This is a genomic window from Nitrososphaera viennensis EN76, from assembly GCF_000698785.1.
Classification (GTDB): domain Archaea; phylum Thermoproteota; class Nitrososphaeria; order Nitrososphaerales; family Nitrososphaeraceae; genus Nitrososphaera; species Nitrososphaera viennensis.
The window spans coordinates 1,607,334-1,619,875 of record NZ_CP007536.1; the positions used below are offsets into that span (position 1 = coordinate 1,607,334).

Annotated in this window: 13 protein-coding genes; 4 read left to right on the forward strand and 9 right to left on the reverse strand. The window is 47.9% G+C overall.

Annotated features, from left to right (window positions below; all coding sequences use genetic code 11):
* Window positions 1-154: 154 nt before the first annotated feature.
* Window positions 155-715, reverse strand: a complete 561-nt coding sequence (locus NVIE_RS09200) for a hypothetical protein (RefSeq protein ID WP_227717315.1) — start codon at window positions 713-715, stop codon at window positions 155-157.
* A gap of 185 nt (window positions 716-900) precedes the next feature.
* Between NVIE_RS09200 and NVIE_RS15450 the strand changes: the two genes are divergently transcribed.
* Window positions 901-1,074: a hypothetical protein gene (locus NVIE_RS15450; RefSeq protein ID WP_158435170.1), complete on the forward strand. Its 174-nt coding sequence runs from the start codon at window positions 901-903 to the stop codon at window positions 1,072-1,074.
* An 841-nt stretch (window positions 1,075-1,915) separates the two neighbouring features.
* On the opposite strand, the gene NVIE_RS09205 is transcribed toward NVIE_RS15450, so the two are convergent.
* The 6 genes from NVIE_RS09205 to NVIE_RS09235 form a co-directional block, all read right to left on the reverse strand.
* A complete protein-coding gene (locus tag NVIE_RS09205; protein WP_144239613.1) occupies window positions 1,916-2,152 on the reverse strand; it encodes a hypothetical protein in 237 nt (78 codons plus the stop codon).
* A 545-nt stretch (window positions 2,153-2,697) separates the two neighbouring features.
* Complete coding sequence (locus NVIE_RS09210) at window positions 2,698-3,933, reverse strand: cation:proton antiporter (RefSeq protein WP_227717316.1); 1,236 nt, start codon at window positions 3,931-3,933, stop codon at window positions 2,698-2,700.
* A gap of 210 nt (window positions 3,934-4,143) precedes the next feature.
* A complete protein-coding gene (locus NVIE_RS09215) occupies window positions 4,144-4,533 on the reverse strand; it encodes a carbonic anhydrase (protein ID WP_075054993.1) in 390 nt (129 codons plus the stop codon).
* Between the two features lie 9 nt (window positions 4,534-4,542).
* A complete protein-coding gene (locus NVIE_RS16300; RefSeq protein ID WP_075056119.1) occupies window positions 4,543-5,592 on the reverse strand; it encodes a zinc-binding dehydrogenase in 1,050 nt (349 codons plus the stop codon).
* Between the two features lie 1,381 nt (window positions 5,593-6,973).
* A complete protein-coding gene (locus NVIE_RS09230) occupies window positions 6,974-7,570 on the reverse strand; it encodes a hypothetical protein (RefSeq protein WP_144239614.1) in 597 nt (198 codons plus the stop codon).
* A gap of 127 nt (window positions 7,571-7,697) precedes the next feature.
* On the reverse strand, window positions 7,698-8,690 hold the full coding sequence (locus NVIE_RS09235; protein ID WP_227717317.1) for a TerC/Alx family metal homeostasis membrane protein: 993 nt from the start codon (window positions 8,688-8,690) through the stop codon (window positions 7,698-7,700).
* 97 nt (window positions 8,691-8,787) lie between these two features.
* Between NVIE_RS09235 and NVIE_RS16100 the strand changes: the two genes are divergently transcribed.
* Together NVIE_RS16100 and NVIE_RS09240 are read left to right on the forward strand one after the other, a co-directional pair.
* Window positions 8,788-8,916: a hypothetical protein gene (locus NVIE_RS16100; RefSeq protein ID WP_258914100.1), complete on the forward strand. Its 129-nt coding sequence runs from the start codon at window positions 8,788-8,790 to the stop codon at window positions 8,914-8,916.
* 63 nt (window positions 8,917-8,979) lie between these two features.
* Window positions 8,980-9,525, forward strand: coding sequence for a toxin-antitoxin system HicB family antitoxin (locus tag NVIE_RS09240; protein WP_075054996.1), 546 nt, complete (start codon window positions 8,980-8,982; stop codon window positions 9,523-9,525).
* A gap of 773 nt (window positions 9,526-10,298) precedes the next feature.
* Here the strand turns inward: NVIE_RS09240 and NVIE_RS09245 are convergent.
* Window positions 10,299-10,853 (reverse strand): PepSY domain-containing protein, encoded by a 555-nt coding sequence (locus NVIE_RS09245; protein WP_084790739.1) that lies wholly within the window; start codon window positions 10,851-10,853, stop codon window positions 10,299-10,301.
* A gap of 800 nt (window positions 10,854-11,653) precedes the next feature.
* On the opposite strand from NVIE_RS09245, the gene NVIE_RS09250 reads away from it, so the two are divergent.
* Complete coding sequence (locus NVIE_RS09250) at window positions 11,654-12,004, forward strand: hypothetical protein (protein WP_075054998.1); 351 nt, start codon at window positions 11,654-11,656, stop codon at window positions 12,002-12,004.
* A gap of 127 nt (window positions 12,005-12,131) precedes the next feature.
* On the opposite strand, the gene NVIE_RS09255 is transcribed toward NVIE_RS09250, so the two are convergent.
* Complete coding sequence (locus NVIE_RS09255) at window positions 12,132-12,368, reverse strand: nickel-binding protein (RefSeq protein ID WP_075054999.1); 237 nt, start codon at window positions 12,366-12,368, stop codon at window positions 12,132-12,134.
* Between the last annotated feature and the right edge of the window lie 174 nt (window positions 12,369-12,542).

Genomic DNA, 12,542 nt, shown 5'->3' on the forward strand with positions numbered 1-12,542 from the left:
ATCTAAACGGTTCTTCTATAGTTAGAAGTTACCTTACTAATTTCCGGAGGATACTAGCAGGCGTACGAGCTTTTCTTTGTCTTCTTGATGCCATCGCCTCTTTTGTACAGCCTGTGCGCATGCGTGTATGCATGCGCGATAAAAAAATGATCCGTCACACGAAACCCAGCGCCAGGTTTGCCATCACGAATATCAGGGCTACCTGAAAGACTCCCTGGCTCCCTGCCAGCTTGATGTTTCTCATGCCCCATTTTATTATCTTGTTCCGGTCAGGCTCTTTTTTGCGAAGCTCCAGGTAGACCCTGACCTCGGTAGGCATTATCATTCCAAAGCCCTGGACGGAGAGGATGATCACGATGACTATGGCCGCGATTATGGTGGGCGATTCCAGCGTCAACAGGCCCAGCCTGTCTGCAAGGTTTATGCCGGAGGTTATCGCCACGGACGCAAGGGACGGCATTAGAAAGAGCATGACAGGCACCAGCTTTTTGATCACCTGCGTCCTTGCCTGCGGCTCCAGGCCCTTCATCACCCTGCTCATCACGAGCCCCATGAAGAGGTCGATGCCGGTCCAGGTCCCGCCGGTGATCACGTGGACGTAGTTGAGGGCAAGCAGGTTTCCGTAGACAAGGGCAAAGATGAGGCCGGCTATCGGAACCAGCAGGGTCAGCATAGAATACGGCGATACTATGCGGTGTTGTTTTTCCTCGATCACTTTTCTTTGTAGACCAAGCTTGTAATTATGTGTTAATTGAAAGAACAATATGCCGCCGGTTGGCACAAGATCTATAGTTTGGCTATACCAAAAAGTTGATGATTGACGTTATTGATCAGGATTATTTTGCATTTTGACCACTATACGTTTCTACAATAACCAGCTTTATGATATGAATAATTAACATGAGCGAGTCAGCTTTGGAAGGCGCCATTTTCTTTATGATGAGGACATACCTTGATTCTGGGCTTGTCACTCCAGAGCAAGCAAACCACGTGCTGCAGAGGTTGCAGGAAAGAACCAAGGAGTATTGTTCTTCACGGTATCATTCTGGTGGCGCCAAGTTCCGGGCCGAATAACTGCAAAGCGATGCGATGTTCGGCTCTATTTGATCCTTTTATCTGAATTTCATGGTAGACTGTTTTATAATCGCATAAAGTCTTTTATTTTTTGGATACCGTTTATAGAAACGACGCATCTGGGGGCCGAAGCGTGGAAGCTACTCAACTACATCCACCAAACATCAAACAATCACGACCCCGGGTGCTGAATTTCTTGCTCTGTCCGTCATGCTACTGGTCTGCCTCAGATATTGCGAATTGGAAGCCGGACGCCTGTCCCACGTGCAAGAGCTCCCCGATAAGCTGCATTCCAGTCAAACTGGACAGCTACAATGATAATGGTAGCAGTAATAATAATACACGCATTATTCGCCAGACTCTATAAGCAGTAGACCTGTGTGACCCTGTCCCGACTTCATACGTGCTAGCAGATATGCCCAAAATATCACAGAAGAGGCCGGACTTGTGTGTTCGGCGTTTCATTGAAACTGAAGATAGTGACAGAAAGCCTTAAGGCTAATTTCTGCAAAAGACACGTAGCCAACTGGCCGAAAAAGAAGACAGATGCACTGTTCGGCGCCGCGCAGCAGGTAAAGGCCTGCTGGGCCTAGGTTAAAAATCAGTGCCTGCAAGACGCCGGAAAAGGTGGTCTGCCACTCGCAAGGGTGGAAGGATAGTCCAAATGCATCTTACAGGGGCAAACCACGGGGCTGCCAGGACCCTTGGAAGCAGTCTCGAAGGGAAAGCCACATGTCTTCGAAAGCCAGTTGGCTTTCATTTCATTCAACAGGCCTGCGCTTTGGTGCGAGGCATCACACATACTTGTGATGAAAAACTCTGCAACTTTGAAATAATTATTTTAGCTTGCAGACACGCTAGGTGATTGGCGATGAAATGCTATTTCGGTCTTTAGATCCTTCAGGACGGCCGCTAAAATGGCAAGCGACGAATCTCTAAAGAATTTGCCTATCGCATCCTCCAGAATTGCTGGATCGGAAATGATGGCTTTTTCATCCACCTTGTAAACCGACTTTAGAGTCTTTAATACCAGATCCGAGGTCGTAGAGCCCAGTACTTTATTGAAGGCAGAAGCCAATACACTCTGTAATTTATCGTCTTTCCATTCTGAATATTTTTTTGCGCCGTCATGAATGGTATATTCATGGGCATTTAGAATGGTAATATGCAGCAAAAGAATCCAGCCTCAATTATTACAAGAACCCATTATGCTACATATGCAATTGCTCTTATACGCCTGAAAGAATGAGTCAGCACCTTATGCTTGACCACACAAGAGAGGAGGTAGCTCGTCACCTTGCGGTAATTAACGTTGATGATTGGCGCGAAGAGGCCGAGCTGCAAGCCGAGAGCAATTCCACGCTGCAGCAGCTGCTTCGCAATTAAGCAGCTTTCACACCTTGTGGACTATTCAGGCCTCTGTGTCTGCTACAGGAGCCTGTGAATGGAGTAATCAAACCTCTTTTTGGTGTAGAAGAACACGCCAGCTTGCGATACAGCGGCCTTTCTCTTCCAGGTACAACACAGGCAGGACGACACTGTTCAAACAGGTTTGAAATCCTCGCCTATTCAAAATGACAAGAAGAGCTTTTGAACTAAGATGATAAATGAAAAGAAGAAAAACTAGGACGAAGGCAAGTCGTCTTTCTTTTCTTCTTCTTTTTCCTCTTCTTTCTTTTCCTGTTGCTTTAGGGAACCGGCAAGCTTCCAGCCAAACTTGATGACGTAGGGCGAAAGGAACGTGGTGATTATGGTCATCGTGCCGACCATTGGAAGGATGAACGAGCTTGTCGCACCGACGTCCGCGCCGCCCTTGGCCGTCACAAGCGCCAGCTCGCCGCCGGACGCAGACAGCGCAAAGCCTGCCTTCATCGACGTCTTTTTGTCCGTGCGCAGCATCTTGGCGGAAAAGTACACGGTTGTGAATTTTGCCCCGAACGACGTGGCGATCAGTATCATGGCAGGGACTATGAACAGCGGAAGCAGGGAAATATCCATGAGCGCCCCCACGGAAACAAAGAACAGGGCCGCAAACATGTCCCTCAGCGGCATGGACAGGACCCGGGCCACCGCATGGGACTTGGATTCTGCCACGAGCACGCCTGCAAAAAAGGCGCCGGCCGCGACGGAGATCCCTATCTCGTTTGCGATGAACGACAGTCCAAACGCCACGCCCAGAACGGCCACTATGACCAGATCGTGGTGGTTGGTCTTGCCGACGAGGTCTACAAACTTGGGCACAGTCTTGGAGCCGATGAACAGGGCGCCTCCTATGAACGCCAGCACGAGCCCGACGGATATCCCTATTTCCTGTATCGAAAGGCTGCCGGTCGACGCAACGGACTGCAATACTGCAAGTATAGAGACGATGATGATGTCCTCGATGACTGCGACTCCCAGGAGAAGAATCGATGCCTTGTCCTGCAGCATGCCAAGCTCTTCAAGAACGCGCATCACTATCACCGTGCTCGTGACGGAGATCGAAAGCGCCAGAAACAGGCTGTCAAACAGCGCCAGCCCCATCGCCTGGCCGACAACGTATCCCAGAGCCAGCGTGCCAAAGGCTTCAGTCATTGCTATGACAAGAGCCTTCTTGCCGACCGACCGCAGCTTGGCTATCGGGTATTCCAGGCCGACAACGAACAGCAGCAGGACGATCCCTATCTCTGCAAGGAGGTTGACGACCTCGGGATGAGAGACTAATGAAAACGGCGGGGTATACGGGCCGATGAGCATTCCTGCCGCAATGTAGCCTATGACCATCGGCTGCTTTATCTTGTAAAAGACCAGGGCCATGACAGAAGCGATGACCATCACGATTGCAAAATCCTGAATTACCTGAGCCGCCTCTGCCGCCATTGTGATTACGTAGGTAGCATCAGTTAAAAATGTACGCCAGAAATTTTGATGTTATCGTCCAGAACATATCAAGGCGCAGATAGCAAAGTCAATCCATGTACGGTTTGATACTGTAAGCTTGACTACTTCTATGCCCACAATATGCTATAATACGAGCTATCCAAGTGTGTAATCGAGTGCAAAACCTAACTCCAAGATAGTTTTGATTCATTATGATCGTCTTACCTCCTCAATTTTCCATTCATCGTTGACATAAAGTCCGATGATTTGCACTGGAAACTTCCACGAGTGGACTTCCTGAACTGCCCTCCTTATGTGCGCGTAATGATGTTCTTTGTCTCCCGGGTTGCCTGCACAATCGTGATGTCCTACCACCGCTATCACTTTTGAACCGTGCCTTTCTATGGATATAGAAGTCGCTCGTTTTATGAACACCAACTCTTCCGAATGTTCGCAGTTTGCAAAGGTTCCGTCCGCGCCTGGAAAGTTTACCATGTCTACTCCATCAACTTCAAAGTTCTGCCTCATGTAGTCTATCACAACTTGCTGAGTCCTTCCGTCGATGCAGTTTATTGCGGTTCCGAACTTGAAACCTGTCATTGACGAACCCTACAACCTCTGAGGAGTGGTTAGTACCTTGCCAAACAGCTGTGAGTCTGCCATCTTTACGTGGCCCTCCACCATATTGCTGAAGGGAAGGACTGTGTCTATGACTGATTTTATCTTGCCCTTGCTAACCCAGCTGATGACCTCTTCCAGGCCGGCCTTTGTACCCTGTGTGGCTCCAAGTAGGTTGATACCTCTGAAGAAGAGGTACCTCAGGTCGATTGTCGAGTCGTATCCAGTCGTAGCACCCGTTGAAACCAGAGTACCGCCCATCTTCAAAAGCCCTACTTCCTGCGGAAATACTGTCTTGCCTATGTGTTCGAAGATAACATCGACTCCAAGCTTGTTTGTAATCTCTCGCACTTTCCTGTGCCAACCGTCTTCGCGGTGGTTCACAACATAGTCGGCGCCAAGCTTGATACACTTGTCCATTTTCTCCTTGTTACCGGCAGTAGCGATGACGTCGCAATTGAACAGCTTGGCTATCTGGATACCGGCTATTCCCATGCCACTTCCTCCTCCCATTATCAATACAGTCTGGCCGGGCCTTATCCCCGCTCTTGTTACCAACATGTGCCATGCGGTCATCCCAACCATCGAAATGGCTGCAGCATCGTTGAATGATACACTATCGGGTAGCTTGACTACGTTCACTTCTGGAAGATGGGTATACTGAGCAAATCCGCCCCAAAGCGGCCCTGTTTGAAATCCCCATACAAGCCGGTCACTGCAATCATATTCACGGCCAGAGGTGCACTGGTAGCATACTCTGCAAGTAAGGTTAGGGTGAGAGACAATCCTGTCTCCTACCCTTATCTTGGAGACATCATCCCCGACTTCAATCACCGTACCTGCGACGTCGGATCCCGAGATGTGAGGGAGTGGAATCTTGATAGGTTCTCCCCAGATTCCCCAGAGGTCATTGTAGTTATAGGCCGCAGCATCAACCTTTATCAAGACTTCATGGGATTTTATTTTTGGTACATCAATATCCTCAATCCTGACAACTTGTCGGGGATCCTTGCTATGTGATCGATAAACAGCAGCTTTCATGTTCTTCTTGTTGCGGTCTGTCGCGAGTTGACTTAAGCTTGAAGTTTGCAAAGTATTGCAGAGTAAACGTCACTCATAAAACTGGTGCATAGGCTAATTTGCAACATGAGCAAACATATGCAAGGTTCCCGGTCCACATATCGTTTGTCCAAGTTTGCAAGTAACATAGAGCTATCAAAGCACATAGATAGAATGCATCAAGGTTCTGGTCTTTTGGGAGATTCGCGTCAACGGTGAGCAATGTGACTGGCAAAACTTCTACTGAGCATTATAGGAACTGCTGGTGATCAAGAATGCCCGGTCAGAGATGCAGGGACCTATGCAAAACTCTTCAAGCAAAGAAAACAGGATTCTCAACTAGTCCTTATTTAGAAGGTCTGAAAAAGTGCACAGTTTGCGCAATCTATGTGAAGACCGATTCCAAGTACTGTCCATGCTGTAATTACCTACTCCGGACTAGAGCAAGAAGCAAAAAGACAAAGATATTCGCGGCGAAGATTCCTGGAAATCGAGATTATCAATTATGTCGACCATCAAGAACTGCAGGAATAATCGAAATCGCACACTTGTCAGAGGTGACAAGAAATCATCTACCCTGAGAAATTATTATTTAGAGAGGTTAGTGCTTTAGACACCCCACATATAGGTCAGGTAGTACTGGAAACACCAAATGTCATCGTTGTATTCGGGGAGGGCGATGACAGGTACGATGTGATCAGATCAGAGATCATGAGTACAAAAGATATGGTCTTGATAGGGCTCCCTTTGTATGAAATCGCGAGACGCTACAAGAAAAGCAGGGAGGCTGCCATGCCTGTTCCCCGATTGGAGAGGACGCCAGAGAGAGTTGAACGGTCAAACTCGCACGAATTGCACACAAAATCGTTAATCGGGAGAAAGGTAAAAAGTCGAGATGACCAATTCGTTGGTCATGTGATAGCAGACGCCGACAAGAGCATTATAGTTCTTGGTCACCATCATTATAGGTTTGACATCCCAAAGTCGAAAATCCAACAAATCACCAAGGATGTTATTTTGAGTCAAGAGTACGAGACGATCTTCACTTACTCCAAGCCCAGGACCACGTCCATAGATAAAGTGAGCGTGACATCCAGCGAATGACCGAAAATCCAAGTCTGAATCAAAGCTGTTACCAAAAAAGTGCGCCAAGATGTCCTCTGTGTGGCAAGATTATGAGAGAACAATATAGCAGCCCAAAGTACTTGTGCACATGTGGGCATGGCGAGGGGTTCGTCTATCCCCATCGACCCCGGCGGTTCCTGACCGTGAAATAAATCTAATAATGCAGAATGGTCATAGGAAATTCTTCAATAATCAAACAACTCTAAAATTCAAAACTCTTGCTAAATGGTATGTACCGTCACACTATATTCTCGGTGTCTACAGTGAAGGAGATCACACTGTCAGTAATTTCAAAATCTACTTTCTTCAGTCCGAAATCCTCAAACATAAACTGGTACTGGTTTGAAATGTAGAGCGACCACTTTTTCCCCATTTCATGTTGAATGGTATAGGAATGTTTTGAGTAGTTCACCTCATGTCTGTATGGATAACCTGCTATCCTTATCCAGGTTTCTACTACATCCAGAACAGACGTTATATTGTACTCGTTTCTTAGCATCAAGACAAAATTCTTGGTCTCTTTCTTGGCGATGTATTCGGCTATCTCAACTAGCTCGCGGTCTGTAGCCAATTCTAGCAGTTTTACTATCAATCCCCTTCTGACCGTCAAGAACCCTGCCTTTGCTGCATTAGAATGCCAGTCTATATGTTGTTTGAATATCTGTCCGGCAAGAGCGTTAAGGCTTATCTCCTTCTGTTTTGCGTCGTTTCTTAGCCTTTCAATTATTGAGGTATCCAGTCTAAAAGCTATAGTTTCTGTCTTGCCACTAAGACTACCCATAACCATATGCGCATTGGTGCTGTTGATAAATGTATTTTTCTCGTGCGCTGCCATATTCGAATTGTTTGTCAGGTGAAGAAACAAAAAGATATTCTCGATGTATGCTACAAGGAATGTTGCATATACTATTACGCCTAGTCCGGCCGTATCTTGATACGCAGCAAAATCGCAAGATAACATTTCACTTCATTCTACCACCAGAATCTGGAGTCCCGGCAGCCTTTTCCCTTTTCACACGAACTACTGACAATGACAGGGCACCGCCAAGTATCAAGCCTATCACCACAAGCGACACGGTGACCGGAATGTGAAGAACGTCTGAAGCAACCATCTTCACGCCTATGAACAGCAACAGTGCAATGAGCGCTGGCTTTAGGTAATAGAATTTCTCCATCATCCCGGCAAGCAGAAAGTACAGGCTCCTGAGGCCGAGGATCGCAAAGACGTTTGAAGTTATGACGATAAAGTGGTCGCTGGTAATCGCAAGCACGGCAGGAATCGAGTCGATGGCAAACACAAGGTCGGTCATCTCGACTATGACAAGCGCGACGAGCAGAGGAGTGGCGTACAGGACTCCTCCTATCCTTGTGAGGAACCTCCCGTTGTGCAGCTCGGAGGAAACAGGGATCATCTTCTTCAGCATCCTGACTGCGAGGTTCTTTTCTACCTCGATCTTTTTCTCCTTCTTCTGCACGATCATCCTGGCAGCCGTGAGCAGCAGCATGCCGCCAAAGATAAAGATCATCCAGTGGAACGTTTCAAGAAGCGACACTCCCACGATTATCAGCGGTATCCTCATCGCTATCGCGCTCAGGATCCCGACGGAAAGGACCCTGTGTTGCATGGCGTGCGGCACGCCAAGCGACGAAAATATCAGGAGAAATACGAACATGTTGTCGACGCTCAGCGACTTTTCGACCACGTAGCCGGTGACAAACTCGAGCATCTTGTCACGGCCCATCTGGACGAGGACGAGCGCCGCAAAGACTGCCGCAAGCCCTATCCAGATAATGGTCCATATGAGGCCCTGTCGGAACGCGCTCGTCTCATGGGCGACCTGCGGCATGCGCCCGGCCAGCCTTCTTATGGCGCCTATCAGCCCTAGGTCTATTGCAAGCGCGACGCCCACAAAGAGCCCGAACAGGACCCACATCCCAAGGCCGCCTTCAAACAATCAACGTGTCTGCTTGGCCGGCGTATTTGGGCAGCGCGTCCACTTTGCAACACAATGTAAACACGCCTGCTAAATAGCAGGAAGGAACAGTATTGTCATGAAAGACAAGGCGGTGTCATGCCCGTACTGCCAGTCCAAGTTCGCAAGCAACGAGGAGCTGTCAAAGCACATCGACAGGCTGCACCACGGCTCGGGCCTACTTGAGGGAGACTCGAGCAGGTGGTGATCTTTTTTCTTATCATGCAAATCTTTTAATTCTGTTCAAGCCCAAGCCTGACAGACGCCCATTTTGCACAAAAGCGAAGCCGAGTCCCAGAAGGGCAAGACCGGAACCATTACGTTCAGGCTGCCGTCCGCCCTGATAGAAGAGCTCAGGCGCGATGCCGAGGTCGAGGGAGTGAGCCTCAACAGCTACGCGTCCAAGATCTTCTCCAACCACATACTCTGGGAGAGGTATGAAAGGAAGGTTGGCCTCCTGCCCATGACTGAGGCCTTCCTGAAGGAGACGCTCCACCAGCTGAGCGACGAGCAGGTGGTGAACCTCGCGCAAAAGCTGGAGAAGCAAAAGTTCAAGAACATACTGGCCTTCATGAACGACAACCCTACCGTGGGGGACTTTGCAGAGCTCATAAGGACGTGGCTAAACGTGTCGTGGATGCAGCAGAACGTCGAGGTGAACGACGGAGCGTACCGGCTCAAGATACAGCACAACCTCGGGAGCAAGTGGTCGCTCTATGTCAGGACGCTCGTGTCAGAGCTTGCGCAGGACGTCCTGGGCAAGAAGGCCGGCATCAAGGTCGTGGGAGAGACCATAACGTTCTCGTTTTCCGACTAGCGTTCTGATCAGTTTCAGGTCACGTGCCAACGTAGTCGGTTATCTTTGGAGCCCTCTTGGCGCGCCTGCCTATCAACTTCAGCACCCTTTCCTAGCTTTCTGTCATGGCACCCATCATCTGCAGGAGCTCTAGCGCGTTTGTGGGCGCTTTTGCATTGTAGTGGTTGTTAAAGTATGCGAACGTCTCGGCCTTTGCAGTTATTGTTTTCATGTTTTTGCCCAAGACGACAGCTCATATTCAGAATATTTGTGGTCAAACCAGATTTTCTTCCCTCCTGCCGTGTCATCGCAGAGTCCTTACATTTGATCACGACATTCCCTTGATCGCGACGCATTCTTAACAGCTATGCTGCTCCTACGTTGAGATCTTTGACATCTATGACTCCATCTATAATACCCGCATCGTTATACAAGATGAAGTGATTTGAGCCTGTAACGCACGTGTTAGCCCTAAAACATGATGAATTTGATCCCCAATGACTCTCGACATCCTTCGGTTGTTGCATATAACATTACCACTAGTCTTAGTGCAATTCGTTATTCACCAAAATCGAAAGATAATTATTTCTTTTCTTAGAAATGTATGTAGGAGTCTCGCCGTTTGTTCAAAATCTGCGGGACTCATGTCGTATTTGTCTGCATCGCCGGACATAGGTGGAAAAACTATGCACCCTGATGCTTTTTGGCAGATTATGCATGACAGCTACAAGTTCATGAACTATACAAGGGGCGGTTAGGGTCCTCTCCTATTATGTACATCATTGCCTCTCCCCTCAGAAAACACCTCCAATTCCCAAGTTCCCCATTGGCATCCCCTGGGGGGTGGAAACCGCGCTGGTGTTGGGGTCAACAGTCATCTTGTAGAGCATCCCGCTGTCAACATCCGCGACTGTGATGCTATAGACTACCATATTGCCCTGTGAAACTTCAATGTCGCCTGCAATTGCTATGCCATTAGGAATCTGGTCTTCTGCTACATCGGCCGCGTCGACTAGTGTTATGGTGACGTTTTCAAAGTTTGTTACGTTGCCAGCAGCACCACCAAGCTCGGCCAAAGGCGTTCCTTCTGTAGATGTGGCAAGAACTCTTCCCGTGCTAGGATCGACGTACACTTTGTATGCCAGCTCGCTATTTAGGTCGGCCACCGTGATTTTGTATACAAGAGAGTCCTGCACTGCGTCCAAGCTGCCAGCAACCACCGTGCCGTTAGTGATCTGCTCTTCTGCCAAGTCAGTCGCATCCACCAGAGTCGCATTAAGGTGCTCGTTCAAAAAGTCCTTTGCTGCCTGTTTGACGTTTATGGTGCCGTTCAGCTGCATTGTTGTCATAGTAGTAGTATTGTTATTACTAGTGGTGGCAGCTGCGCAAAAGCACTCAAAGGCGTGACCATCGTAGTAGTCGTCGTCATCACTGTTCCCAAAGATGGGAGAGCAGCAAGCACCAAGCCAACAACAACAGCCGCAACAACTACCGAGGACAGCACCGTGGGATTCAAGAATTTTTTACTTCGGGTTAGACCTGACATTAATACAATTTTCACAGTTAGCCATCTTAAAACTTGGGTAACACAATTGAGTATCAATCCCATCTGAAATATTCATAACAGAACTTTCTCAAGCTAGGCCTAGGATGTCTGCCAACGTAAAATCACACCGCTACTAATATGCTACTGCTGCTACCATCAATCGACATGAATCATGATGACGATTATGATAACCTGAAATAGCCCAGAATGCAACAATGTGAACAAACAAGTGTACATGAGAACCCTTCTTTCCCATCCTTGCCAAGCAAGCGAACATGCTTGTCAGATTTTATCTTGACCGCCGTCCCTCCCTCTTTATCCCCGCAGCAGCACTTCCTGCCATACGCATGCACACGAAACCGTTACACGAGTGCGCACACGCACATTTTTGAACAGTAACGACACAAAACCGTCACAGCAGAGAGTAAGGAGCACCAGCACGGCCAGCTGCACACATCCTAACTTTTTTAAGTTCTACCAGCACATCATCTACACGATGTGACTCTTCGTAATTTTGTCAAAACTAATTCTTCCCTGTTAATAGTGGCCGCATTTGCTCTGCTTTGCGATGCACTTCTTTCGCATAAAGAAGCCTCGCGGCACATGAGTGCTGCGACCATGGTCGTCTATGCCATGAAGGAAGAAACAGCAGCTACATTCACTAATGCTAATGTTGCCAATGCAAAGGACGATGTCAGGTCAAGCCTTTTCCGGGCTAGAAAAAGGACATCTGACGGCAAGACGCGGCAGGCCAAATTTCTGATTTGTGACGGCTGTTTCTGGTGCGCATCATTGATTTCGATAGAACCTTTGCACAAGGGTGAATCCAGGATCGTAAGCTGCCCTGCGTGTGATGGCAGACAAGTAGAGTCGCTTCCTGTATCAATCGACAACAACAACGATGATGATTACGACGGCGTAGATGCTGCTGCAAGTCTTGGACAACAACAGTAAGAAAAGCGATTTCTGGTCATCCCCATTACTACGGCCATTGTTGTACGTCTAGAATCAAAATATTATCTTACCCGCGCCAGCTACGGCCGTTTTTAGTGTATTGAAAAAATATGTGTATGAAGTGCGCCTATGCCGTAGTCTGTACTTCTATTACCCAGTCGCACTTCATTCCAAGCTTCTGATGGGAATTTTCTACTGCTTCCTTATTGGGAGCATCCAGAATGCAGAAAACTTTGTTCTCTTGCTTGTTGTAAAGGATGTTCTTGTGCGTGATTCCAAATTCATCTGTTGGTGATTTCTGCGCCTGCTTTAGTGCCTCTTCTTCTACAGGACCCATTGGATGCGAATCAAGAAATGTTGGCATTACTACAGTTTTCGAGTCCGACGCTTTAAGGCTTCTTTCAGAAATTTACTAAATGTGCTAACCGAAAAATCTACTATGACATATATTATGAAACCCGGCAGGATATTCTGCTGTCAGTCAATTCACTCTATTACCCTAGGTTCAAAAAAAGGGAATGGTGATGATGATGCCACC

Excerpts from the sequence above, each read along its gene's own strand:
- NVIE_RS15450 (WP_158435170.1), top strand. The coding sequence starts at position 901 with ATGAGCGAGTCAGCTTTGGAAGGCGCCATTTTCTTTATGATGAGGACA.
- NVIE_RS09210 (WP_227717316.1), bottom strand. The coding sequence starts at position 3,933 with ATGGCGGCAGAGGCGGCTCAGGTAATTCAGGATTTTGCAATCGTGATG.
- NVIE_RS09215 (WP_075054993.1), bottom strand. The coding sequence starts at position 4,533 with ATGACAGGTTTCAAGTTCGGAACCGCAATAAACTGCATCGACGGAAGG.
- NVIE_RS16300 (WP_075056119.1), bottom strand. The coding sequence starts at position 5,592 with ATGAAAGCTGCTGTTTATCGATCACATAGCAAGGATCCCCGACAAGTT.
- NVIE_RS09230 (WP_144239614.1), bottom strand. The coding sequence starts at position 7,570 with ATGGCAGCGCACGAGAAAAATACATTTATCAACAGCACCAATGCGCAT.
- NVIE_RS16100 (WP_258914100.1), top strand. The coding sequence starts at position 8,788 with ATGAAAGACAAGGCGGTGTCATGCCCGTACTGCCAGTCCAAGTTCGCA.
- NVIE_RS09245 (WP_084790739.1), bottom strand. The coding sequence starts at position 10,853 with ATGACAACAATGCAGCTGAACGGCACCATAAACGTCAAACAGGCAGCA.
- NVIE_RS09250 (WP_075054998.1), top strand. The coding sequence starts at position 11,654 with ATGAGTGCTGCGACCATGGTCGTCTATGCCATGAAGGAAGAAACAGCA.
- NVIE_RS09255 (WP_075054999.1), bottom strand. The coding sequence starts at position 12,368 with ATGCCAACATTTCTTGATTCGCATCCAATGGGTCCTGTAGAAGAAGAG.